The 23,261-nt window shown below is 55.1% G+C and carries 21 protein-coding genes and 1 pseudogene; 9 read left to right on the forward strand and 13 right to left on the reverse strand.

The genetic code is table 11. The features are described from left to right. Positions 1-107 precede the first annotated feature (107 nt). Positions 108-641, forward strand: a complete 534-nt coding sequence (locus WFL93_RS08450; RefSeq protein ID WP_336777859.1) for a sterol desaturase family protein — start codon at positions 108-110, stop codon at positions 639-641. On the opposite strand, the gene crtB is transcribed toward WFL93_RS08450, so the two are convergent. The 5 genes from crtB to WFL93_RS08475 are packed head-to-tail and all read right to left on the reverse strand — an operon-like array spanning position 580 to position 6,350. Next, positions 580-1,509: a 15-cis-phytoene synthase CrtB gene (gene crtB / locus WFL93_RS08455; protein WP_336777860.1), complete on the reverse strand. Its 930-nt coding sequence runs from the start codon at positions 1,507-1,509 to the stop codon at positions 580-582. The two genes, WFL93_RS08450 and crtB, sit on opposite strands and share 62 nt — an antisense overlap. Then, the gene (locus WFL93_RS08460) at positions 1,506-2,987 is read right to left on the reverse strand and encodes a phytoene desaturase (RefSeq protein WP_336777861.1); all 1,482 of its coding nucleotides are present in this window, start codon (positions 2,985-2,987) and stop codon (positions 1,506-1,508) included. Before WFL93_RS08460 ends, crtB begins: the two co-directional genes overlap by 4 nt. Continuing rightward, on the reverse strand, positions 2,984-4,153 hold the full coding sequence (crtY, locus tag WFL93_RS08465; protein WP_336777862.1) for a lycopene beta-cyclase CrtY: 1,170 nt from the start codon (positions 4,151-4,153) through the stop codon (positions 2,984-2,986). The genes WFL93_RS08460 and crtY overlap by 4 nt, the downstream gene beginning before the upstream one ends. Beyond that, the gene (locus WFL93_RS08470) at positions 4,153-5,430 is read right to left on the reverse strand and encodes a glycosyltransferase (RefSeq protein ID WP_336777863.1); all 1,278 of its coding nucleotides are present in this window, start codon (positions 5,428-5,430) and stop codon (positions 4,153-4,155) included. The genes crtY and WFL93_RS08470 overlap by 1 nt, the downstream gene beginning before the upstream one ends. 14 nt (positions 5,431-5,444) lie before the next feature. After that, positions 5,445-6,350 (reverse strand): polyprenyl synthetase family protein, encoded by a 906-nt coding sequence (locus tag WFL93_RS08475; RefSeq protein WP_049853044.1) that lies wholly within the window; start codon positions 6,348-6,350, stop codon positions 5,445-5,447. A gap of 259 nt (positions 6,351-6,609) precedes the next feature. Here WFL93_RS08475 and WFL93_RS08480 point away from each other — a divergent pair, with 259 nt between their 5' ends. The 6 genes and pseudogenes from WFL93_RS08480 to WFL93_RS08505 all read left to right on the forward strand — a co-directional run bounded on the left by WFL93_RS08480 (position 6,610) and on the right by WFL93_RS08505 (position 12,258). Next, positions 6,610-7,071, forward strand: a complete 462-nt coding sequence (locus tag WFL93_RS08480; protein ID WP_336777864.1) for a helix-turn-helix domain-containing protein — start codon at positions 6,610-6,612, stop codon at positions 7,069-7,071. Next, entirely contained in the window at positions 7,071-7,646 is a 576-nt protein-coding gene (locus WFL93_RS08485; RefSeq protein WP_336777865.1) for a PIN domain-containing protein, read from the forward strand. Before WFL93_RS08480 ends, WFL93_RS08485 begins: the two co-directional genes overlap by 1 nt. A 245-nt stretch (positions 7,647-7,891) precedes the next feature. Next, a complete protein-coding gene (locus WFL93_RS08490) occupies positions 7,892-8,833 on the forward strand; it encodes a 2-hydroxyacid dehydrogenase (protein WP_336777866.1) in 942 nt (313 codons plus the stop codon). A 118-nt stretch (positions 8,834-8,951) separates the two neighbouring features. After that, the gene (locus tag WFL93_RS08495) at positions 8,952-10,133 is read left to right on the forward strand and encodes an NAD(P)/FAD-dependent oxidoreductase (RefSeq protein ID WP_336777867.1); all 1,182 of its coding nucleotides are present in this window, start codon (positions 8,952-8,954) and stop codon (positions 10,131-10,133) included. Between the two features lie 120 nt (positions 10,134-10,253). Further along, a pseudogene (locus tag WFL93_RS08500) lies at positions 10,254-11,279 on the forward strand (Gfo/Idh/MocA family oxidoreductase). A gap of 487 nt (positions 11,280-11,766) precedes the next feature. Continuing rightward, positions 11,767-12,258 (forward strand): GNAT family N-acetyltransferase, encoded by a 492-nt coding sequence (locus WFL93_RS08505; RefSeq protein WP_336777868.1) that lies wholly within the window; start codon positions 11,767-11,769, stop codon positions 12,256-12,258. A gap of 72 nt (positions 12,259-12,330) precedes the next feature. Here WFL93_RS08505 and WFL93_RS08510 read toward each other — a convergent pair whose 3' ends face one another. After that, positions 12,331-13,038, reverse strand: a complete 708-nt coding sequence (locus tag WFL93_RS08510; protein ID WP_193372784.1) for a phage antirepressor KilAC domain-containing protein — start codon at positions 13,036-13,038, stop codon at positions 12,331-12,333. A 340-nt stretch (positions 13,039-13,378) separates the two neighbouring features. On the opposite strand from WFL93_RS08510, the gene WFL93_RS08515 reads away from it, so the two are divergent. Continuing rightward, on the forward strand, positions 13,379-14,371 hold the full coding sequence (locus tag WFL93_RS08515; protein ID WP_336777869.1) for a glycosyltransferase family 32 protein: 993 nt from the start codon (positions 13,379-13,381) through the stop codon (positions 14,369-14,371). Between the two features lie 4 nt (positions 14,372-14,375). Here the strand turns inward: WFL93_RS08515 and WFL93_RS08520 are convergent, their stop codons facing one another. After that, entirely contained in the window at positions 14,376-15,230 is an 855-nt protein-coding gene (locus tag WFL93_RS08520; protein ID WP_180824192.1) for a helix-turn-helix transcriptional regulator, read from the reverse strand. Positions 15,231-15,346: 116 nt separating this feature from the next. Here WFL93_RS08520 and WFL93_RS08525 point away from each other — a divergent pair, with 116 nt between their 5' ends. Beyond that, complete coding sequence (locus WFL93_RS08525) at positions 15,347-16,756, forward strand: MFS transporter (RefSeq protein ID WP_049851195.1); 1,410 nt, start codon at positions 15,347-15,349, stop codon at positions 16,754-16,756. A 107-nt stretch (positions 16,757-16,863) separates the two neighbouring features. Here WFL93_RS08525 and WFL93_RS08530 read toward each other — a convergent pair whose 3' ends face one another. The 6 genes from WFL93_RS08530 to WFL93_RS08555 form a co-directional block, all read right to left on the reverse strand. Further along, the gene (locus WFL93_RS08530) at positions 16,864-17,946 is read right to left on the reverse strand and encodes an ABC transporter ATP-binding protein (RefSeq protein WP_336777870.1); all 1,083 of its coding nucleotides are present in this window, start codon (positions 17,944-17,946) and stop codon (positions 16,864-16,866) included. A 3-nt stretch (positions 17,947-17,949) separates the two neighbouring features. Beyond that, positions 17,950-18,894: a carbohydrate kinase family protein gene (locus WFL93_RS08535; protein ID WP_336777975.1), complete on the reverse strand. Its 945-nt coding sequence runs from the start codon at positions 18,892-18,894 to the stop codon at positions 17,950-17,952. Further along, on the reverse strand, positions 18,894-19,733 hold the full coding sequence (locus WFL93_RS08540; RefSeq protein WP_007891180.1) for a carbohydrate ABC transporter permease: 840 nt from the start codon (positions 19,731-19,733) through the stop codon (positions 18,894-18,896). Before WFL93_RS08540 ends, WFL93_RS08535 begins: the two co-directional genes overlap by 1 nt. Beyond that, entirely contained in the window at positions 19,723-20,631 is a 909-nt protein-coding gene (locus tag WFL93_RS08545) for a carbohydrate ABC transporter permease (RefSeq protein ID WP_049851191.1), read from the reverse strand. The genes WFL93_RS08540 and WFL93_RS08545 overlap by 11 nt, the downstream gene beginning before the upstream one ends. Positions 20,632-20,640: 9 nt before the next feature. Then, positions 20,641-21,888, reverse strand: a complete 1,248-nt coding sequence (locus WFL93_RS08550) for an extracellular solute-binding protein (protein ID WP_007891184.1) — start codon at positions 21,886-21,888, stop codon at positions 20,641-20,643. Positions 21,889-22,551: 663 nt separating this feature from the next. Next, positions 22,552-22,911: a hypothetical protein gene (locus WFL93_RS08555; protein WP_336777871.1), complete on the reverse strand. Its 360-nt coding sequence runs from the start codon at positions 22,909-22,911 to the stop codon at positions 22,552-22,554. Positions 22,912-23,261 lie beyond the last annotated feature (350 nt).

The following is a 23,261-nucleotide window of genomic DNA, read 5'->3' on the forward strand; positions in this document are numbered from 1 at the left end:
AATGCGCGCCTCCCATAAACCTGAAAAACTCAATCATCTTACCTTGCGCCATCCGCTATCCGCGTCCACCTTTAGTATTTCCCCCTTTTTCCACAAATGGACGAACAATGCTCTGGTTATGGAACGCGCTTATTCTGTTAGCGACCGTGGTGGTGATGGAAATCGTCGCGGCGCTCTCGCATAAATACATCATGCACGGTTGGGGATGGGGTTGGCATGAATCACACCACGAACCGCACAGCGGTAAGTTTGAGCTTAACGATCTCTACGCAGTGGTATTTGCGGTGCTGGCGATTGTGCTGATTTATGTCGGTGTGCAGGGCTTGTGGCCACTGCAGTGGATTGGCGCTGGGATGACCACTTACGGCGCGCTCTATTTCATGGTGCACGATGGTCTGGTACATCAACGCTGGCCGTTTCGCTACATCCCGCGCAAAGGCTATCTTAAGCGCTTGTACATGGCGCACCGCATGCATCATGCGGTACGTGGACGTGAAGGCTGCGTATCATTTGGCTTCCTGTATGCGCCGTCGCTCAGCAAGCTGCAGGCCACGCTGCGCCAGCGTCACGGACGCAAACTCAACGAGGACGTTGCCACAAATCAGCCGGACGCGGCTCAGGACGAGCCACGCGTGAAGTAATGGCGGAACCCGCACCTTTCACCAGCAGCGCCAGTTTCTCCGCCCGGCTGGTGCGCTGCCGAGCATCCCAGGCGTGCGCGCCGGCCTGCTGAACTTTTAGCCCAATTTCGCGATAAACGCCGTGTGCGGTGGCAATGGCCCACGCCGAACGCAGCGGCAAACCCGGCAAGCCGGATCGTGCCGAATGATAGTAAGGTTCCGCTTCCGCCACTAAGCGCGCTGCCAGCAATGCCAACGCGGTACGATGTTGCGGATCGCCAAGCGTTTCGGCACGTAATCCAGCCTGCTCGAGCCAGGTTTGCGGCAGATAGCAGCGGCCGTTTTGCGCATCTTCCACGATATCGCGAGCAATGTTAGTAAGCTGAAATGCCAGCCCTAAATCGCAGGCGTGATCCAGCACCGCTTCATCGCGAACGCCCATCACGCGGGCCATCATCAAGCCGACGACGCCCGCGACGTGGTAGCAGTAGCGCAGCGTGTCATCGAAGGTTGCGTAGTGTTCATCGCGCGCATCCATGGCGAAACCTTCCAGATGATCAAACGCCAGCTGCTGAGGCAACTGGTGGATGATCGCCACCTCCTGAAAAGCCTTAAACGCCGGTTCATCCATGTGGGCACCGCTGTAGGCGCGACGCGTTTCAATCTGCAGATGGTGCATGCGTGCCTGCGCATCCTCCACCGCGTGTTGCGTGCCCCCTTCGCCTAGCGTTTGTCCATCAATCACATCATCGCAGTGGCGGCACCACGCATACAGCATCAGCGTGCTGCGGCGCGTTGGCGCATCGAATAATTTTGCGGCGGTGGCGAAACTCTTCGAACCTACCGCCATGGTTTGCGTGACTTGCTCAAGGAGTGGCTGACGGTTCATTGGTGGCGATCCTCCAGCATTAGCTGGGCGGTGGCCTTGGCCGATCCAATCACACCCGGCACGCCCGCACCGGGATGCGTGCCCGCGCCAACTAAATAAAGATTGCTGATATCAGCATCACGATTGTGCGGACGGAACCAGGCGCTTTGCGTCAAAATCGGTTCCAGCGAAAACGCCGAACCGTGATGGGCATGCAGCGTGTCGCGAAAATCAAACGGGGTAAACATGCGGTGTGTCACCAATTGCTGACGTAGTCCCGGCATATAGTGCTGCTCCAGATAAGCAAAAATTCGATCGCGCAAGCGCGGTCCTTCCTGTTGCCAGTCGATGTCAGCGGTGCCGAGATGCGGCACCGGCGCTAACACATAAAAGCTGCCGCAGCCCGGCGGTGCCAGCGAAGGATCGCTGCTGCAGGGCGCGTGTAAATAGAGCGAAAAATCCTCTGCCAGCTCGCTGCTGTTAAAAATTTCATCGATCAACTCGCGGTAGCGCGGACCAAAACACACCGTGTGATGCGCGAGCTGCGTATGGGGCTGATTCAGGCCAAAATAGAGTACAAACAGCGAGTTGCTCATACGCTTACGCTTCAGCGAGGTCGCCCGCTTGCGGGCGTGCGGATGATGGCGCAGCAGCGTGTCGTAGGTATGGACCACATCGGCATTTGAGGCCACGGCGGCGGCGGCGAAACGTCTGCCATCCTTGAGCTCAACACCGCTAATCCGGTCACCTGTGGTTTCAAGCTGGCTGACTTCGGCATTCAGCAGCAGTTCGCCGCCGAGATCTTCAAACAGTCGCGCCATACCTTTAACCAGCGCGCCGGTGCCTCCGCGCGGAAACCACACCCCCCATTCACGCTCCAGCGCATGGATTAAGGTATAGATCGATGAGGTTGCAAAAGGATTACCGCCGACCAGCAATGAGTGAAAGGAAAACGCCTGGCGCAGGTGATCGTCCTGAATAAATTTCGCTACCATGCTGTAAACGCTGCGCCAGGCCTGCAAACGACCCAGCTGCGGGGCGACGCGCAGCATGTCGCGAATATGCAAAAACGGGACCGTGCCGAGTTTCAGATAACCCTCTTTAAACACCTCGCGCGAATAGGCGAGAAACTGGCGATAGCCAGCGACATCTTGCGGGTTGAACGTGGCAATCTGCTGCTCGAGCATCGGCTGATTGTTATCGTAATCGAGTTGTTTACCATCTTCCCAGCACAGGCGATAGAACGGTGTCACCGGCATCAGTTCGACGTAATCACTGAGCGATTTTCCTGCTAGCGTGAACAACTCTTCAATGGCGCTGGGATCGGTGATCACCGTTGGCCCGGCATCGAAGGTAAAACCTTCATCCTCAAACACATAAGCGCGTCCGCCCGGTTTATCGCGCTGCTCCAGCAAGGTTGTCGGCACGCCCGCGGCTTGCAGGCGAATCGCCAGCGCCAGGCCACCAAAGCCTGCGCCAATCACGTAAGTGCGTTTCATTTTTTCTTCCCTGTATTACCTGAAGTCATCAATAGCGCGCGCAGCGCTTCGCCGATGGGCACCGGCGGTTTGCCGGATAAAATTCGTGCTTTGTCGCGCAGGCGCAGTCGCCCGGCGTAAAAGCGGCTAATCAGTCCGGCGTCGAGCCGGTAGAAACGTTGCATCACGCGCCAGCGCTGCTCGGGACGTCCGGCGAGAAACAGCATGCGATTCAGCAGGCGGAAAAAGCGCTGATCGCGCCACTGCTGACGCGCAAAACGTTCGATCTGCTGGCTGATCGTGCTGGCGTCGCCCGGCAAGCTGCGGGCAACCCGTTCTGCCAGTGCGACGGCTGACGGCAATGAATAGCCGGTGGTGGCGTGAAATAATCCGGCACGCAGCCCGCTGCTAGGCTGGTCGCGCTGTTGCTGCCAAAACCGATCGATATCACCGCTTAAAGTAATGGGTAACACGCCATGCTCTTCACGCAGCAGCATGCTGAGCTTCCAGCCTTGCTGCGCGGCATAGTCGGCGAGATGTTGGCGTACACTGTTTTCGTCCAGCGTGGGCTGATTAACGTAGTAGGTGTCTTCAATCAATAGGCGGTCGGCGCTGAGCGGCAGCGTGTAGACGAAACGGTAGCCCGCTTGCTGATCGACGGTGGCATCCATCAATATTGGCTGCTGCAAACCATGCGGCTGTGCCAGCTGCCACTCTTGTCCGACAAACACCTGATAACCCAACTGAAGATGCGGCGTTGACTGCAAGCCGCGACCATCGATCACCACCTGCGCATGAAGTTCGCGGCCATCTGCCAGCGTCACCTGCGTAGGTGAAACCACGCTTACCGGCGCGTTACACCACAGATCGTCGCCGATGACGTCTTTCAGCTGGCGAGCAAAATCGCTTGAGAAAATCGAACAATACTCACCGTGCAATGTACGACGCAGCGCGGGAAAACGAACCTGATAACCCGGCCAGCGCACGGAAATCAGCGGTTCCAGCCAATTCAGCTGTTCAGCAGTGAGATCGCTGCGATGAAAGGACCAGGTATGATTTCCCGCCGGATGCGCGTTGCTCTCCAGTAGCAGGCAAGTCAATTGCGGTTGCAGCTGGCGCAGGCGCAGCGCAATCAGGCCATTCGCCAGTCCGGCGCCGACCAGAATCACATCATACTGGGCGTGCATTAGGTGGCCTCCGCGAGCACAACTTGTTGCTGGCATAACGCTTGCTCGACGATATCCGCCGCACGCTGACAGCCGCCTGCGCGCTGCAGCTGCGCCTGAATCGCGGACATGCGTAGCACATAGCGCTCGTCGTTTAGCAGCTGGTGTAAATGACGTTCCAGTTGCGGGACGCGGCTAAAACGTGAAGCGCGGCGGCCCACGCCGTGCCACTCAATGCGCGCCGCCACGCCGGGCTGGTCAAAGGCTATCGGCAGCGCCAGCATTGGCGAGCCGCACTCGAGTGCTTCCAGCGCGCTATTCAAGCCAGCGTGGGTGATAAACAGCTGCGCATGCTGCAGTGCCGCGCGCTGATCGACGAAATCGGTCACCCACGCGGCACCGGCCAACTCAAGTTGGTGCACCTGATGCGCATTCAGGCCACCGCAATGGGCGATCACCAACGACAGCCGCTGCTGGCGGCACGCCTGTGCCAGACGCACAAACAGCCGCATACGGTGTCCCTGCAGCGTACCAAGCGAGGCATACACCACCGGCTGGCGTAGCGCTGGCCAGGGCGCATTGAGCGGCGCAGGCGAAATCGGGGCGCGCAGCGGGCCCACCGCATGAAAACAGGCTGGCAAATGTTGACGCGGAAAATCAAACGCGGGCACCATCTGGCTGATTTGCGCCAGCGGCGACAGGCACTGATGCAAACCGCTGCGCTCGGTTAAGTTAAATGCGCGTGCATGTTTGCGGATCACCTCGCCGTGACGCCGCATAATACGATCATAGATATCGCTGCTGGCCTGGAAACGTTTCAGCGCTTTCTCGTCCTGGGCAAAGCGAAAGGGCATGACCGCCAGTGGAATGCCGGCTTCACGATTGACCGGCAACGCGCAGGCCACCGACACAAACGGCAGACGTAAAGCCTCCGCGACTAAACCTCCCGCCGCCTCCATTTCATCCGCAATCACACCATCAATCTTTAATGCCTTTAATACTGCCGGTAGCTCGCGGCACAGCATGTCGGTAGTGCTGGCAAGATCCCTGATCACGCGAAACAGCGATAAGCCGCCCGGCGACGCCAGGCGATGCAACACCGGCGCCAGCGATCCGGCAGGATGCGTCTGCTGCCCGACGGCAACAAAATCAATACGTTCGTCGCTGAGCAAGGTGCGCGCATCGGCTTGTTGAATAAACGTGATGCGATGGCCGCGCGCCAGCAACGTTTGTGCCAGCGCCTGCAAGGCGTGAAAGTGGCTGTAAAGCGGCGGCGCAATCACCGCAAAGTGGCCCACGGGCGGAGCCGCGCTCAGTTGAACATCGCCAGCTGTTGATTAAACAGGGCGTGCATATATTGGCGAGTGGCGATGCCGCGATGGCAGGCGCTGGCGAGATGCGCATCAGCGCTGCGCAGGTGATCGCGCAGGCGGCGTTCCGCACCATCAGCACCAAGCATTTGTACGAGGGTGGATTTGCCCTGATCCTGATTCACATCTTTTCCAGTGTGTTTGCAGCCATCGGTGAGATCGTCGAGCAACTGAAAAGCTTGACCCAAATCCTGAGCGATGAGGCTGAGACGTTGCCGCACCTGCGGCGCAGCATCAGCGGCAATCGCCGCCATTTGCAGCGTGGCGCGAAACAGCACGCTGGTCTTCAATTCATTGGTTAGCGCGATGGCTTCCGGGCTGCGGCTTTGCGCGCCTTCGTGCAAATCCTGAAATTGCCCTTGCACCAATCCCTGCAGGCCAACGGCTGAGGAGAGTTCAGCAATCGCCTCGGATTTATGCTGCGCGAGCAAGCCGGGTGCAATCGCAATCACTTCAAAAGCACGGCTAAGCAGGGCGACGGCCGCCAGAATCGCCACGTTTTCACCAAATTCGCGATGCACGGTGGGGCGACCACGCCGCATCTGCGCGTTATCCATTGATGGAATATCATCAAGAATCAGCGATGCTGCGTGCACCATCTCTACCGCGCAGGCGAGATCGAGAAGACCATGTTGAGTCAGCTCGCACCCCATGTCGCGCGCGGCCAGCATCAGTAATAAAGGTCGAATGCGTTTGCCCTGCGCCAAAGTCCCGGCCCGCATGGCGGCACGCACGCGATCGGTAGGCTGACCCGCAGGCAGCAAATGTTCAAGATGTGCCTGTAAATTTTGCTGCAGCTGAAGAAGTTCGCTTTCCTGATGTGCTGTGGTATCGACATGGGCGGTCATCGTGGCTATCCATGGTTGGTGAAATTTTTATGCTTTTTGATTAACCGTAGACTGCGTAAGGTGAGTTCGCCAGCGGGCGCCGCGTGGTCGAAAGATTTAGAACACCCCAAGGGTAGGATTGACTTAAATCTGAGCTGCTTCACGTTGTGATCGGTATCGGTTCTTTTCGTTTATTTCGAATATTGTTTTTTTCGTTTGTTTCGATTACTATTCGCTCATTAAAACCCGTGTTAATCACTCACTGCTAGTTGGAAAACTTATGAAAAACTCAATTCTGGATAACTTGAGCCTCCCGGCTCCGAAGGAGATTGAGGCTGCTTTGCGTGGGCAGAGGGATCTCGCGACTTATCTTTCCACCAAACTGGAAACGCAAAAAATATCCATTCAGGATGTGCATAACGAGACACATTACATCGAACTTCCTACGTCGGCGCTAACGCTGCTGATGTCGGTGTTGGGTGAATTGGCTGTAGGAAATGCAGTTCAGGTGGTTCCTGTACACGCTGAATTAACAACGCAGGAAGCGGCGAATATTTTAAACGTTTCACGTCCACATCTAGTGAAGCTATTAGAAGAAGGTCAGATTCCATACCATAAAACAGGTCGTCATCGTCGCGTACTCTTCGCTGATCTTATGAATTTCAAAGAAAAACGCGCCCAAGAGAGCAATGATGCAATGCAAGCGTTGGCTGACCAAGGCCAGGAACTTAATTTTTACTAATGAACCATTCACCTTTTGCCGTCGTGTTGGATGCATGTGTTTTATATCCATCCACGTTGCGTGATGTATTGATTCGTCTTGGTTTGACGGGGCTTTACCAACCGAAATGGACCTCAATTATTCAGAATGAATGGCAGCGTAATTTACGCGCAAATCGACCTGAAATAACTTATGAGCAGCTTGCTCGTACTGAGGCGTTGATGAAAAAAGCGCTTCCGGATGCCATGGTATCTGGATTTGAGCCGCTAATTCCAGGCATCACACTGCCCGATCCGAATGACCGCCATGTGGTAGCGACCGCTATCAGGTGTAAGGCTGAAATCATTGTCACGATGAATTTAAAAGATTTTCCAGCAGATTTGATGACAGAATTTCACATTGAAGCCCTTCACCCTGACGAGTTTATAATGGATCTTTTCGACTTAAATCAGGCGTTGGTATTGCAAGCAGTGAATGCTCAGCGCGCATGCTTTAAAAATCCTGAAATGTGTGTGACCGATTATCTTAGTTCTCTTTTACGACAAGGTTTACCTATGACAGTAAGTGCTTTAGACAAGTTTCGCTTTCTAATTTAACCTCGTTGATTTTGTATTTTTATTAATATTTGGGCCTGTTGCCATAAAATTAGGCAAGATTTCGAGCAAGAAAACCTTGTGCGCTACCTAAACCATGGATACTAACTGTCATTTTTCTCATTCCACGCGATTTATCATTTCCCCTTTTCAGTGTGATCGTATTAGCGAAAAAAGTAACAGCTGCGCCGTAACATAAATAACTCCGTTAGGCTGGTGGCAAATAAATACACCTAATGGAAAATATAATGACAACTTCACAACCTGCCATTTTGATAATTCAGCCGCTGATGCCACAGCTGGATGAAAAGCTAACCCAGCATTTTCACTGCTATCGTTTATATGAACAGCCCGATCCGGCGGTATTTATTGCGCGGCACGGCACAGCGATTAAGGCGATTGTCACGCGTGGCGACGTTGGGGTTGAGACTGCACTGCTGGAGCAGCTGCCAGAGTGTAAAGCGATTGCGGTATTTGGCGTGGGCACCGATCGTATCGACCTTAATTATGCTGCGGCGCATGATATTCAGATCAGTATTACGCGCGATATCCTCACCGATGACGTTGCGGATTTAGCTCTGACGTTGACGCTGGCATTTTCCCGCAATCTGGTGGCTTACCATCAATTTGCGCGTTCGGGAGCCTGGGAAAACAACGCGGTGGCGCTATCCAGCCGCGCCAGCGGGAAAAGAATCGGTATTGCTGGCTTGGGTGCAATTGGATTAGCCATTGCCCGCCGAGCCGAAGCCTTTGGCATGCAGGTGGCTTATACCGCGCGCACGGCGAAAGAGGTGAGTTACAAGCGTTGCGACAACATTGAGCAGCTGGCAGCATTTAGCGATTTTCTGGTGCTGGCATTACCGGGCAGCGCGGAAAACCTGCAATTAGTTGATGCAAAAGTACTGACAGCGCTGGGTAAAGAGGGCGTGCTGATCAATATCGCGCGCGGCACGGTCATCAATGAAGCGGACCTGATCGCTGCTTTACAGCAGGGAACCATTAAAGGTGCGGCGCTGGATGTCTATCCGCAAGAACCGATTATTAATCCGGTGCTGCGTCAATTGGATAATGTGCTATTAACTCCCCACATTGCCAGCGCAACTCATGAAACACGTGCGCAAATGACCAATAATGTACTGGAGAATTTGCTGGCCTATTTCGCTGATGGGAAGATTCTGACGGCGGTATAATTATGATGTCGGTATTCAGATGAAATTCTTATAACCTGAGCCACAATCCTTATTAAGATATCGCAATTCTCATCTGTTTGGGCTGTTATGCTATTGGCACTTTATTCAGGAGCCCATTATGACAGCACAAAGAATTGCAATTATTGGCGGCGGCGTTATCGGTTTAGCGGTGGCGCGCGCTTTAGCCTTGCAGGGCATTGAAGTCACAATATTCGAACAGCAGCATATCGGTGCAGGAACCAGCAGCACCACGTTCGCCTGGGTTAACTCCAACGGCAAACAGCCGCACAGTTATCACCAGCTTAATGCGCTATCAATGGAAGAGCACCGCAAACTGCAACAGGCGCAGCCGAACGGTTTGCGCTGGCTGGAGACCGGCGGCACCTGGGAGTGGGCCGCGCAGGGCGATGCGCAGCAGCGCTTACTGCAGCGCGCAACGTCGCTGCAGTCGCTTGGCTATGCGGCGCGTGAAGCTTCGCCAGCTGATGTGCTGCGCGATATTCCTGAGCTGCGCGCGCAAGCGATTAGCGGCAGCGTGTGGCATTTCCCCAGCGAATCGGTGTTGCATCCCGCGATTTATCTGGCGCGTTTATGGTCAGAGGCTAAAGCGCATGGCGCGGTGCTGTATCAGCAACAGCGCATCATCAGCATCAGCGAGAGTGCTACGCAAGTTACCCTCCAACTTGAAAACGGCGAGCAGTGGCAGGGCGATCGTCTGGTGCTGGCCACCGGGCGTTGGGCCAATCAGCTGTTGAATTCACTTGGCCTCAATCTGGCGCTGCTGGATACCAGCAAACCCAACGCGGTGGCCTGCAGCTTCCTGGTGCGTACCGCGCCGCAACCGCTGTCGCTGCACGCCAATCTTATCTCGCCGCAGCTTAACGTGCGCCCGGATGGCGGCGGACGTTTGCTGCTACAAGCGCTGGAGCTGGATCATCTGGCCGATTCCGCCGCACCACCATCCCTCCACCGCGATATCGCCGGGCAGTTCCGCGAACGTTATCACGCGTTGTTTGACGATGCTGGCGAGTTGCAGATTGAACAGATCGTGGTGGGGCAACGTGCGCGACCTGCAGATGGTTTGCCCGCGCTGGGTTATGTGACGCCGCATCAGCGCGTGTATGTGGCGGTGACGCACAGCGGAATCACGCTTTCGCCGCTGATTGGCAAGCTGGTGGCTGAGGAGTTGGTCAAGGATGTGGCGAGTGAATTACTGAGTGACTTCCGCCCGCAGCGTCTGTTGGGGAAAAGTGTGGAAGAATTCGCCCCGATCAAACGGAATTTCCCGGCGGCACAGTAAAGCCATTTTCTATTAAAATGATATTTTTATGCCAATTTTGTGTGGCTGAACGCGTTAAGTTGTTACTAATATGTTATTGGTAATGACATTAACTTCTCTTTTAACGCACACGGAGCAAGCATGAAAATTGGCATTGTGGGTTACGGCACCGGCGGCAAAAATTTCCACGCCCCCTTTATCACGGCAGCAAAAGGGCTTGAGCTGGCGGGGATTGTCGCCCGCGCACCGGCAACCATTGCGAAAGTGAAAGCGGATTTCCCCGACGTGCCGATTTACGCCAGCCTGACCGAAATGCTGGCGGCGGGGGTAGATATCGTCACCATCACCACGCCGCCGCAAACCCGCCGTGAGTTGGTGCTGGAAGCGATCGATGCGGGTGTGGCGGTGATAGCCGATAAACCCTTTGCGCCGGATGCCAAAACCGGCCGTGAGCTGGCTGCGGCGGCGCAGGAGAAAGGCGTGGTGTTAGGGGTTTATCACAACCGTCGCTTTGATGCAGATATCCAGACGCTGAAGAAACTGATTGAGCAGCAACGCCTGGGCAAAGTATGGCGTTTGCATAATCGTATGGATCTCGACGAACCGCAAACACTGGAAGGCGGCCCCAACGGCGGTTTGCTGCGTGATATGGGAAGTCATCTGGTCGATCAGGCTTTATGGCTGCTGGGCCCGGTATGCAGCGTGTACGCACAACTGGACATTATTGAGGTGGATGAAGGTCCAACCGACGCCAGCTTCTTCATCACACTCACGCATAAAAATGGCAGCCATTCCTAAGTTTCATCCAGCAAGGTGAATCATCTTGTCGCGCGTGAGTTGCGCGTTTACGGCGAGAAGGGCAGCTATCTTTCTCAAGGCACCGATGTACAGGCGCAGGCGATTTTTGCCGGTAAGCGCCCAGCGGATGATTTGGCCAACTGGGGCTTCGAGCCACGTGACCGTTGGGGCACTTTACACCACGCAGAGGGCGACGAAGCGGTGCCGTCGGAGCAGGGCGCCTATCACGCCTATTATGAAGCCTTTGCCGAAGCGGTGCGTAACGGTAACGAACCGCCGGTGACCGCCAAACAAGCCATTGACGTATTGGCGGTGCTGGATGCCGCCTTTATCAGCGCGCGGGAAAATCGCGTGGTGACCATCGATTAACCTGATATTCGGTTCATCGGTCGCCCTGAATGGCATAATGCCGATTAGTTCAGCGCTGAGCGACTTTCGTTCGCCATCGACTGGAGTAGTTTCAGCTATGTCGTGCGGCGACCGAGCAGAGGTCGCCTGGCCGCGCCCTCTGCACTCCCCGGCCCTGCGCCAGCCCATCCCGCCGCTTCGCGGTGCCTTCACTCAATCGCGATTCCTGACGGACCGGCGGCGATTCGCTCCTGCTCAGCGCCGCCTCTCGCCGCATCCCTGCGGCTCGCCCTGGAATCCCTCACTCGCTCAGCGGGCTGGGATGTCGCCTCAACCCGCGCTGCAGCATCAATGCCTATTCCTGAAGCATCATCGCTTTAACGCCTGTAGGGTCGCCATTCATGGCGACCAGGTAACTTTATATGCAGCAGGCAGATCAATCAGCACGCCTATTCTCCTCGCCTGTTAGAATGACCGTCGTTCAGAAGTAAAACGATGAGGTTTAGTTGTGTCGACGTTAGTGTTTAGAGAAGCGAAGCGGGCAGATGTGGATCGTTGTTACGCGATTGAAATTGAAGCCTATGAAGGCGATGAGGCGGCAACGCACGAGAAAATCGCTACCCGCATCGCGCAATATCCACAGGGCTTTTTGTGCCTGGAAGCAGACGGTGAAGTCATCGGTTTTATCAATGCGGGTTGTGCGTGGGACGTGGTGATGTCGGATGAGGATTTCAAAGAGCTTATCGGCCACGATCCTGCTGCACCCAATGCGGTGATTATGTCAGTAGTGCTCGATCCTACTTTCCAGGGCAAAGGCTATGCGTCGCTGCTGATGCGCCAGTTTATTGAGCGCATGAGGCTGATGAACAAGCAAACCATTCACCTCATGTGTAAAACCCAGCACGTTGAGCTGTATAAAAAGTGGGGATATCAATACATCAAACCGTCCGAGTCCGATCATGGCGGGATGGCGTGGCACGAGATGCTGATGACGCTGTAATTATTCCAGTGCGCACCCGACGAGACCGTCAGGTGCGTCATACGTGCCAGGCCTGATGCGCAAAATGCACATCTAGGCCGCGACACCTTTCGGTTGGTCCGACATATGTCCCGCCCATAAACTCGCCACCCATTTCACGCCTTTAGCGGTGAAACGTGCCTGCGAAAACGCATGCTGATTTTCGCCGCGGCCGGATCGCAGCGTAAAATAACCCGCCTGCATATGATGCTGCTGTGGTGCCAGGGTGCCTTTTTCACGGTACATAATGTTGCGCGCTAAAAGAAATTCACGAAACTCCGTTTCCTTCACTTTCAACATTTTGCATAACTGACGAAAGCCGAGCGAGTCTTCAACTTCGACAAAGCGGTCAAAGAATTCAGCCTTAGGCGTAGATAACGCAAGTTGCTGTTCGGCAGCGCGACGCTGTTCAAACTGTTCCGCCCAGGCGCGGGCCGCTTCGGCCGGATTGGTGAAATCGGGCAGATGAGTAAATTGTTCACGCTGCTGCCAAAGATCGAGTATTTCCGCAGTAAAACCGGGCGAGAGTCGCGCCACGGCTAACAATGAGTCCCGCTTATTGAGCTGCAACTCCTGCCGCATTTCACCCAGATGCTCATAATGATTAACCGTCAGCGGCTGGGAAAGACGCTGGGCAGTTTCCAGACTTTTAATCAGTCGTTTCACTTCACCGTGTGTGATGCCTGTGACCCTGGCAATTTCACGACTGCCCATCAACAAGGATGTATTCAAAGCAGACAGACTTTCGGTTGAGATCATCATCATTATCACCTCTTGCAGACTCACTTAGCCCTTTGGCTGTTGGATTAGTATACGCATTACTGTTTATATATCCAGTATTAATTTTAACCGTTCTTGTAAGATGTTCGGCTTTGCGTAACGTTTCACAAACCAGGGGCGCGGCGACCCCACAGTTCTACGTATTCTCTTAAAGTGACGCTTAACCCGTTTATTAAATTGTCGTTCCGGGTGCTGTTTGTTAATTTTGTCTCAATTTTCCGGGCTTTTATCAGCTATCTACGACCCTTTGCCGTAGGGCTAATGCACGCCTTTTTTTAACAGCAATGATTAAGTCACTAGCGGCCGTGCTGCTGGAGAAACCATGAAAAAGAATAAATTCAAAACCCATCTGGTCTCATTAGGTTTACTGGCAGAGAAAAAGCTTACCAAACGCAGAACGCTACCTGACTACAATCCGGCTGCGGAGCAGGATATCAATTTGCTGCCGCGCCAGACGGCACCTGCAGCCATACCGCGTCAGATTTGGATGTATTGGGAAAGTGAAACGTTGCCGGCGGAAGTGCAGATTTTTGTCGATAAAATCGTGCGCGAAAATCCCGGCTATCAGGTTACGGTGATTAATAACCTGAATATTCAGGACTACCTGCCGGGTTTGCACTTCGTGCATCAGGATATGCGACCTTCACACAAAAGTGATGTCATCAGGCTGGAACTGCTGCATCGCTACGGCGGGATCTGGATGGATGCCACCATTATTCTCAATCGCACCATGGATGAGTTGCTGGCGGTAAACAGCGCGGATCGTTATGACCTGATCGCGTTTTATCGCGACAGCTCCACGCTGGATAAAGCCTATCCGGTGATTGAATCCTGGTTTCTTGCCGCGCCGAAAAATAACGCCTTTATAGCGCGCTGGCTGCACTTCTTCCGCCCGATTGTGGAAGTCGGTGCCGATGAGTTTTTTCGTCGTCTGCTCGCGCTGCCTGATTATGAAACTATTGTGCAGGGCATTACGCCGCCCGATTATCTGGTGGTGTATATCGCACAGCAGCAGGCGTTACGCGAAAACAATCAATACAACTTCTATCTGCGGAAATGCGAAGCCAGCGCGTTGCTTTATCAGAGCCTGGTGGAGTGGCGTCCGGTTAAATTGAGCCGCATGTTGATGGTGGATCGTTTGCCTGCGGTGCTGCCGCCGCTGACCAAATTGACGGGGTTTGATCGTAAATATCTCGACACTAACCTGAAATATGGCGTGGTGAACAAAGATAGCTTGCTGGGACAGATCTTGTTGACTCGCCAGCAGGACGCTCGCCCGCAAACACCGATTCCGGCGCTGACGGGCAAGGCGTAGCCGATTAGGGCTTGATCAGCTGTTGCAGTGCCGTGGCGCTGTTTTCATCGTCCGGCACATACACCAACAGTCGATCGCCGTTGCGCGACGCCGACCACCAGTTATTTTGCCGCAGCGTGAGTTCACCCACTTCCGCGCGGTAGAAACGTTTCACCCGGTTCTCCACCTGGCCCAATTCATAGCGCTGCCAGGTGTGGGCAAACTCATCTGAGCTATTCAATAAGCGGGCAAGATAGCTTTCCCAGTGTGGATCGCCAAGGTGCTCGCCCATCTGCCCACGAAACATCGCCACCATTTGCGGCATCACTTCATCCCAGTCACTAATGACGTTACGCCATATCGGATGGTTGAACGCCAGCCAGATGCAGTTGCGATCTTCCGGCGCGATTTCGGCCAGGTCGACGCCCATCAGCGCACACCATGCAGCGTTGTAGCCAAGGATATCGAAGCGCGGCGTCTCAATAATGGCGGGCAACTGGATGGCATCGAGCATTTGCTGATTATGTGCGGCGATTTTGCAGCAGGCCGCCGCAACGCGCACTGACGGCAACGAATGCCCGGCGAGCGAAAACAGGTGCTGGGTTTCCACATCATTGCACTGCAACGCGGCTGCAATCGCCGTCAGGGTTTTCGGCGAGGCCTTAATATCCCGCCCCTGTTCCAGCCACGTATACCAGGTGACGCCGACATCCGCTAACTGCGCGACCTCTTCACGTCGCAAACCTGGTGTGCGGCGATGGCGCATGCGCGGCAAACCCAGACGATTAGGGTCAAGGTTTTCACGCCGCGTGCGCAGAAAAGTCCCCAGTAATTTGCGGTTGTTATGTTCGGCGCTAACAGGCGCGGATGCCAGGCTCATAAACAGATCCTTAGACGAAGCGGGTAGTATTTATACCATGATAAACAAGAACTGGTACCCGTTTAACGGTTAGGTGATGCTATGTGGTATAGCAACCAAAAACAAGGGTAAAACCGATGCAAACATCGCAACTACAACGCACAGGATTGATGGTCCTGCTTGCCGGGCAACTGCTGCCCATGATCGATTTTTCAATTGTTAACGTGGCGTTGGACGCGATGGCCCACACGCTACAGGCCACTGCGATTGAGCTGGCGTTAATCGTTGCGGTGTACGGCATTGCCTTTGCCATCTGTCTGGCGATGGGCGGACGTCTGGGTGATAACTACGGACGCCGTCGCGTATTCCTCGCGGGAGTATGGATCTTTGGTATTGCATCTTTATTATGCGGCATCGCTAACAGCGTCAGTCTGTTGATGTTTGCCCGTGCGTTACAGGGCGTGGGCGCAGCCTTTATCGTGCCGCAAATCCTCGCTACGCTGCACATCACGCTAAAGGGCAGAGCGCACGCGCGCGCTATCGGCTTGTACGGTGGGATTGGCGGACTGGCATTTATCATCGGTCAGGTGCTGGGCGGTTTTCTTATCAAAGCCGACATTGGCGGTTACGGCTGGCGCAGCGTGTTCCTGATTAATCTGCCGATCTGCCTGTTTGTATTGATCACCGCGCGCCGCTTTGTGCCGGAAACCCAGAACACCCAGCGAGTGCCGGTAGATGTTAGCGGCACATTGCTGCTGGCGGGCGCGATTGGTTGTCTGATGCTGGCCCTGGCGCTAGGTCCGCTACTGCACTGGTCGTGGCCGTGCATTTTGCTGCTGGTACTGTTCCCGCTGTTTCTGCATCGTCTGCGCCAGAGTTCGCTGCGGCTGGAAGCGGCACAAGGAGCGCCGCTGCTGCCACCTTCTTTGCTACGTCTGCCAAGCGTGCGTTTTGGTTTAACTCTGGCGGTGCTGTTCTTCTCCTGCTGGAGCGGCTTTATGTTCTCAGTGGCGTTGACGTTGCAGGCCGGATTAGGGCTGACGGCGTTTCAGTCGGGTAACGCGTTTATTGCGCTTGGCGTAGCGTATTTTATTGGCGCGATGCAATCGACGCGTGTCGTCGAGCGTTTAGGCAAGCGTGCAACCTTGTTGATGGGCTGCGGTATTCAGATGGTTGGCCTGCTGGTGCTGATCGCAACGTTACAACTCGCCTGGCCGCAGGTCGGCATTTTCACGCTGATTCCCGCCACGGTGCTGATTGGTTTTGGCCAGTCGTTTATCGTCAGTACCTTCTACCGCATCGGCATGAGCGGTGTGCCGCATCACCAGGCGGGTGCCGGTAGTGCGGTGCTTTCTACCGTCCAGCAATCGGCGCTGGGTTTAGGCCCGATGCTGCTCGGCGGGGTCTTCACGCAGATCTACGCGCACGGTAATCATCTGACGGCGATTACCGGCACGCTCGGCGTAGAGCTGGGGATGATGGCGCTGCTGGTGATTTTCACCAGCCTCAATCGCCGCACCTTTCAGCCGGTAACGGCGGAAGGGTAAAGGTATTTTGCACTCACCTAAGTTCTGGTCGCCATAAATGGCGATCCTACAAGTCAGCACCCGTATGTTGTAGGGTGCGCATTTATGCGCACCTGGAAACGATAAAATTAAGACTCACCTAACCTCAGTCCGGTCTCCGCATCAAACAAATGAATCTTCTCGGCGTTAAAGCCCAGCATAATGCTGTCGCCGCTCACCGCTGCATGGCGACCGGCGATCTGCATATGCAGCGCCTGACCGTGCCATTCAAGATGCAACAAGGTTGATTCGCCGGTGATCTCCACCACTTTCACCTGCGCCGCCGCGTTGCTGCGGCTTTCCAGCAAATCGTGTGGACGCACGCCGAGCGTCACTGCTGCGCCTGCACGCTCGCGCGCCGCCGCTTGCCAGCGCGTGGGCAGCGGTTGCCACAGATCCTGGCACTGCACGCCGGGCACGCCATCACGCGTGATCAGCTGCGCCGGTAATAGGTTCATTGGCGGTGAGCCGATAAAGCGCGCAACAAAGGTATCGGCCGGACGATCGTAAATCGCCAGCGGCGCGCCTTGCTGCACAATGCGGCCATCCTTCATCACCACGATTTGGTCGGCGAGCGTCATCGCCTCCACCTGGTCGTGCGTCACATAAACCATGGTGGTTTTGAATCGCTGATGCAGCGATTTGATCTCGGCGCGCAGCTCCATGCGCAGCTGGGCATCAAGGTTCGAGAGCGGTTCATCGAACAGAAACACTTTGGGATTCCGCACCATCGCGCGGCCCATCGCGACACGCTGGCGCTGCCCGCCTGATAAGGCGCGAGGATAGCGCTGCAGTAGCTTGTCGATGCCGAGAATCCCGGCGATGCGCGCAATTTTGCTCTGCTGCTCCTCACGCTTCACTTTCTTCACCTGCATATGAAACGCGAGGTTTTCCGCCACCGTTAAGTGCGGATAGAGCGCATAGCTCTGAAAGACCATGGCGATATCGCGATCGGCCGGATCGCGATCGTTGATCTGCACCTTGTCCATCAAAATCGCGCCGTCCGACAGGCTTTCCAGCCCGGCCAGCAGCCGTAACAGCGTGGATTTGCCGCAGCCGGATGGGCCGACCAAAACGGTAAAACTGCCGTCAGGAATAGTGAGATCGAGCGGATGCAGCACCGACTGTTTTGCGTAGCGTTTGGCCACTTTAACGAGTTCAACACTGGCCATAAATTAACACTCCTGAGAAAGTTGCAGTTGATGCCAGTCGGGATAGCGACGCGGCAGTGTGCTGATGGCCAGCGACGCCACCGCAATGCCCCATTGCAAAGCCGTATTAAGATCTTGCTGATGCAGCAGGGCGGTGAGAAATCCGGCATTAAAGCTGTCGCCTGCACCGATGGTATCCACCACCGTCACCGCACGCGCAGGCTGACTTACGGTATGTTCAGTTTGCCAGCAGCTGGCGCCCTGCGGGCCGCATTTCACCACGCAGCCTCCGCGTCCGCTCAGCTGCTGCGACAGCCATTGCGCACTTTGCGTCAGATTCTCTGCCGCTGCCAATCCGCGTGTTTCCACTTCATTGAGCAGCAGCCAGTCGCACAGCGGCAGCCACTGCATCACCTGCTGGCGCACCTCGTCGCTCCAGCCCTGCGGTGGCCAACCGGTATCTACGGCGGTGATAAAGCCGCGTTGCTGCAGTTCGCCAAGCAGCGCGGGATATTCGTCATACAAGTGCAGACACAAGAAGGTACCGCACAGCAGCACGATATCGCCGTCAGCCGCCGTAGTGGGCAGCTGATCCAGCACATCCTGCGCGCTGAGTTTCACGATATGCCCGAGATTGCTGAGGAAGGAGCGTTCGTGATCCGAATGCGTGACGCCAACCGTGAGCGAGGTTTCACAGCTGTAGCGCGTCCAGTGCGCGGCGCTGTGAGGGAAATGGCTCGCCAGCCAGGCGCTTAGGCCATCGTTGCCCTGATTGGCGACCGCGCGATGGCGCACCTGCATCGCTTCCAGCGCCAGCGCGCAGTTGCCGGCCGATCCGCCAGGGCGCAGCTCGCTGTGATTGAGCATCACTTCGGTGCCGCGCTGCGGCCAGCTATCCAGCGTGCCCATGATCAAATCGACATTAATGTTACCCACCACGTAGAGCGTGGCGGTGAGTTTATGTTCCATCATCCTTTACTCCCGCCACTAGCAAGGCCGCTGACCAGCGTCTTTTGCAGCCAGATGGCAATAAACAGCGGTGGCACAGAGGCCAGAATGCCGACGGCGGCGATCAAGCCATCATCGGTGGCGCGACCGGCAGTGAATCCGGCAATGGTGACCGGCAAAGTTTGTGCTGCGATGTTGCTGGTGAACAGCAGCGCGTAGAAAAATTCATCCCACGCCAGCAGCCAGCCAAACAGCGCCGCGGCGCCCAGCACCGGCTTGGCCAGCGGCAGCGTGATGCGCAGCAGAACCTGCCAGACGCGCAAACCATCCAGCCGTGCCGCCTGCTCAATATCCTGCGGCAGCGTATCGAACTGGTTTTTCAGCATCCAGGTCAGGAACGGCAGAATCAGCGAGCAGTAAACGATGATCAGCCCAGGCCGCGTGTTCAACAGATCAAACTGCTGTAACAGGAAGTAGAGCGGCAACACAAACGCCACCGGTGGCACCATATAGATCGCCAGCGAGGCGAACAGCCAGCCGTCGCGACCGCGATAGCGTGAGAAGCTGAACGCTGCCGGAATGGCCAGCAACAAGCAGATCAGGGTCGCGCCGGTGGCCACCAGCAAACTGTTCCCCAGCGCATGCAGGAACAGCACGCCGGGCTGGCCGGGTTCCAGCGACAGCAGTTTGCCGTAGCGGGTGAAATCCCACTGGCGCGGCAGCCACTCCAGCGGCACGCGGGTAAGATCGCTGGCGGCGCTGACGCTCATCAAGAACAGCCAACCCATTGGTGCCAGCACTGAAAACGCCACCAACAGTGCGGCAGCATATTTGCCGACATGACGTAATTTAAGCTTCATGCGCGCTTCCTTTGCGGCGCTGCCGCCACAGTAACAGCATGTAAAGCGTGATCAGCACCGCGCACAACAAGGTCATCAACATCGCGTAAGCCGCGCCGCTGCCGGCACGCAGATAGCTGAATGACTCCTGATAAACGTAGAAACTGAGGGTTTTGGTGCTATCAACCGGGCCGCCGCGCGTCATCACATAAATGATGTCGAAGATTTTGAAGGCGTCGATGGTACGTAGCACCAATGCCACGCTGAGCGGACCGACAATCGCCGGGAAGGTGATGGCACGAAAACGGCGCCATGCCGATGCGCCATCCAGCCGCGCGGCTTCGAACAGATCGTCCGGTATGGATTGCAGCGCTGCCAGCACCAGCAAGGTCACCAGCGGATAGTTTTTCCAGATATCGGCAAACATCACCGCATTGAGCGCCGAATCGGGCGAACCCAGCCAGCTACGATAGCCGTCAATGATGCCGAGTTGCGTCAGCAGGGCGTTGATACTGCCGTAATCCGGGTTGAAATTCAGGCGCCACATCATGGCGTTAACGATGGTTGGCAGCGCCCACGGCAGAATCACCAGCACGCGCAGCACGTTGCGTCCGGCGAATTTCTGATTTAGCAACAGTGCCACCAGCACGCCAATCACCCCCTCAATCGCCACCGACACCACGGTGAAATAGAGCGTGCGCCACAGTGAACTGCGAAAATCTTCATCGGTAATCGCGAACAGGTAGTTTTCCAGACCAATCCAGCCCGGCGCATCACCGCTGCCAATTAAGGCGGCATCGGTGAAGCTTAGCCAGATGGTGCGTAACAGCGGCCATGCGGTGAGTAACAGCATCACCAACAGCATGGGTGCCAGCAGCACCCATGCCTGCCGTTGTTCGCGTTGACGCAAACTCAGCATTGTTGCCCCTTAGCGCAGACGCGCCGCACTTTTATCTACCGCCTGCAGCGCGGCATCTGGCGTCGCGCTGCCGACCAGCACCTGCTGCAACTGCTGCTGCAGGGTATTGGAGAGGCGTGAATAGTCGGCGGTTTCCGGACGCGACAGCATCACGTTGAGCGACTTATCCGCGGCGGCGATCAGGCTTTCCTGATTTTTCAGCACCGCCGGATCCTGATACGAGCTTTTCCAGATGGGCAGACTCAGCGTGGCGTATTTGTTCTGCACCGGCTGTGAGGTCATGTAGCTAATGTATTGCCATGCCTGATCTGCATGTGTGCTGCCTTTGGTGATGCCGAGGCCCATCGAACCGTTTACCGCACCAAATTTGCCTGGCGCGTCGCCCGGCGCTGGAACGATACCCACCTGGCCGGCGACCTTACTCTGTTTCGGATCGTTGGCCATGTTGTACATGTAGGTCCAGTTGAGCGCGAAGGCCGCATCACCGTTGGAGAAGGCTTTACGCACGTCCTCTTCCAGATACTCGCGCGAGGCCGGATTGCTCAAGCCTTCATCCAGCGAGCTTTTCATCAACTTGACCGCTTGCAGCGAGGCAGGTGAGGAGAAATCGAGTTTGTCGTTGTTATAGAATTTGCCGCCGAAGCCGGATACCAGCGTGGTGTAATCGCACACCAGCGCTTCTGCCTGCGACCAGCTCCACACCAGCGGATATTTGACGATATTTTTCTGCTTGATGATGCGCGCATCGTCCATCACCTGCTGCCAGGTTTGAGGCGGCGTGGTGATACCGGCTTTTTCCAGCATCGCTTTGTTGTAATAGAGATATTTGGTATCAAGGATCCACGGCATGCCGAGGGTTTTGCCTTTGAACTGCACGGTGTTCATCGCGCCAGGAAAAATCTGCCCTTTTTCGTCGGCACTGATACGGCTGCTAACATCCTGCAGCAGATCAAACTTGGTGAATTCCGCCGGCCAGATGGCGTCAAACAGCACCACATCGTAGCCGTTACCGCCTGCACCACGCGCTGCGACAATTTTGTCGTGCAGGGCTTCGTACGGCACAAACTCAAGATTAACCTGCACGTCCGGGTGCGCTTTCTGAAACTCCTGCGTCATCGCGCGAATATCATTTTCGCTGTACGCCGCCTGCGTCATAAATAGCGCATTTAACGTGGTTGCCGCCGCCGCGCTGCCAACGCTGGCTAACAGAACCGCTGCAAAACAACCTTTTATGACTGGATTGAATCGGATTTTCATGGTGTTTCCGCCTTGAAGCTAATGGAAAGCAATTTATTAAATCAATTTGATGGATTTAATAATGCACACAGGTTGTCAGATTGCTGCAGCTGACATCGGGTAGCTAAAGCAATTGACGTGCCAGGGCATAAATCTCGAATGCCGCTGGACACTTTTTGGCACAGATTTTTGTGGCTGTCAGGTAAACAGGTTGTAAATTGTGTGGCCGATCATAGATATTCAGGCGGGTATAAATGAGGGCAAGCCTAAGAGGTCGCAATAACTCTTTTCAGGATGCATGGTTTAGGTGCAGATGCATTGTGCATTGCGATATTAACGCGCATGCCATAATGGCAAATTAACGTCATTAGTGTTGGTTGCTGATGACGTTTAGAGGTTGAGAGCACAGGTTTCAGATATTCATGCCGCGCCGGATAATAGTAGGCGATGTACCGACGCTATTGTTGCTCCATCATCACGTATTTATCTCAGGCATACCCACGCTTGATGAAACCACTTGCAGGGGATTGAGCGAGCTGGAAGAGCTCATGAATGGAAACGCCGGCAGAATAGTCGCTATTTCTTACTGACAGGTTCATCGTCCTGTCGTCCGCTATGAGCGAGGAGCGGACGTCAAAAACATGGCGACTGAGTAGCTCTACCACATCAATAATAACAACCCTGCTAAAAATCAGCAAAAGCCAGTTCCGCCAGCTTCTTGAGCGCAGAACGGGGATCTGACGAGCAATATTCCATGACGCCTAACCAGACAATTTTTTGTTTGTCGAAACCCTGATGGTAAAACTGATAACGAAGTCCCGGGGCGCAGACGAGAAGTACAGGGTAGCGCGTTATCAATACCTCAATATCGGACTCTGTATCGTCAGCAATAACCCTGCAGTTTATGTCGAGCCTATCCAACTCTCGTTGAAGCGACTCGATATACTTTTTTGTAAGCGCGTAAGGAAAATATCCCTTTTGCAGCGGTGATCGTCCCAACGTGGGGCTGGGACTGTGCACGACGTAGATAATTTTTCCTGTCATAACTCTCCCTGTTTTTGTCAGTTAACCAGACTACAGGCCTCAGTTGTACGGCTCCGCTTTCCAGCAAGGATACATGTCATATAAGCTTTCTACTGCTACTACACACTGCGCCTTAGCACCATTTTAAGGTGGGATAGCCTTTTCTGGCATCTTTAATGCACATCATGTTTAAAAACATACCCGATTATTTTTGTGCGCATGCATGAATATGCAGATAGATCTGCTCTCCTTAGATTATTACATACAGATATTAGAAACGTCCGTTGATGGCACGAAGCGGACGCGGAAATAAGGTCCGCTATGAGCGATCAGCGGACGTCGGTGATTAGTCTCTTTAGCTAGATTACAGG

It is taken from the genome of Pantoea sp. USHLN256 (genome assembly GCF_037149875.1).
Classification (GTDB): Bacteria; Pseudomonadota; Gammaproteobacteria; order Enterobacterales; family Enterobacteriaceae; genus Pantoea; species Pantoea nemavictus.

What these genes read in the sequence shown, in the direction of transcription:
- WFL93_RS08450 (WP_336777859.1), top strand. Translation starts at nt 108, where the DNA reads ATGCTCTGGTTATGGAACGCGCTTATTCTGTTAGCGACCGTGGTGGTG.
- crtB (WP_336777860.1), bottom strand. Translation starts at nt 1,509, where the DNA reads ATGAACCGTCAGCCACTCCTTGAGCAAGTCACGCAAACCATGGCGGTA.
- WFL93_RS08460 (WP_336777861.1), bottom strand. Translation starts at nt 2,987, where the DNA reads ATGAAACGCACTTACGTGATTGGCGCAGGCTTTGGTGGCCTGGCGCTG.
- crtY (WP_336777862.1), bottom strand. Translation starts at nt 4,153, where the DNA reads ATGCACGCCCAGTATGATGTGATTCTGGTCGGCGCCGGACTGGCGAAT.
- WFL93_RS08475 (WP_049853044.1), bottom strand. Translation starts at nt 6,350, where the DNA reads ATGACCGCCCATGTCGATACCACAGCACATCAGGAAAGCGAACTTCTT.
- WFL93_RS08480 (WP_336777864.1), top strand. Translation starts at nt 6,610, where the DNA reads ATGAAAAACTCAATTCTGGATAACTTGAGCCTCCCGGCTCCGAAGGAG.
- WFL93_RS08485 (WP_336777865.1), top strand. Translation starts at nt 7,071, where the DNA reads ATGAACCATTCACCTTTTGCCGTCGTGTTGGATGCATGTGTTTTATAT.
- WFL93_RS08490 (WP_336777866.1), top strand. Translation starts at nt 7,892, where the DNA reads ATGACAACTTCACAACCTGCCATTTTGATAATTCAGCCGCTGATGCCA.
- WFL93_RS08495 (WP_336777867.1), top strand. Translation starts at nt 8,952, where the DNA reads ATGACAGCACAAAGAATTGCAATTATTGGCGGCGGCGTTATCGGTTTA.
- WFL93_RS08510 (WP_193372784.1), bottom strand. Translation starts at nt 13,038, where the DNA reads ATGATGATCTCAACCGAAAGTCTGTCTGCTTTGAATACATCCTTGTTG.
- WFL93_RS08515 (WP_336777869.1), top strand. Translation starts at nt 13,379, where the DNA reads ATGAAAAAGAATAAATTCAAAACCCATCTGGTCTCATTAGGTTTACTG.
- WFL93_RS08520 (WP_180824192.1), bottom strand. Translation starts at nt 15,230, where the DNA reads ATGAGCCTGGCATCCGCGCCTGTTAGCGCCGAACATAACAACCGCAAA.
- WFL93_RS08525 (WP_049851195.1), top strand. Translation starts at nt 15,347, where the DNA reads ATGCAAACATCGCAACTACAACGCACAGGATTGATGGTCCTGCTTGCC.
- WFL93_RS08530 (WP_336777870.1), bottom strand. Translation starts at nt 17,946, where the DNA reads ATGGCCAGTGTTGAACTCGTTAAAGTGGCCAAACGCTACGCAAAACAG.
- WFL93_RS08535 (WP_336777975.1), bottom strand. Translation starts at nt 18,894, where the DNA reads ATGGAACATAAACTCACCGCCACGCTCTACGTGGTGGGTAACATTAAT.
- WFL93_RS08540 (WP_007891180.1), bottom strand. Translation starts at nt 19,733, where the DNA reads ATGAAGCTTAAATTACGTCATGTCGGCAAATATGCTGCCGCACTGTTG.
- WFL93_RS08545 (WP_049851191.1), bottom strand. Translation starts at nt 20,631, where the DNA reads ATGCTGAGTTTGCGTCAACGCGAACAACGGCAGGCATGGGTGCTGCTG.
- WFL93_RS08550 (WP_007891184.1), bottom strand. Translation starts at nt 21,888, where the DNA reads ATGAAAATCCGATTCAATCCAGTCATAAAAGGTTGTTTTGCAGCGGTT.
- WFL93_RS08555 (WP_336777871.1), bottom strand. Translation starts at nt 22,911, where the DNA reads ATGACAGGAAAAATTATCTACGTCGTGCACAGTCCCAGCCCCACGTTG.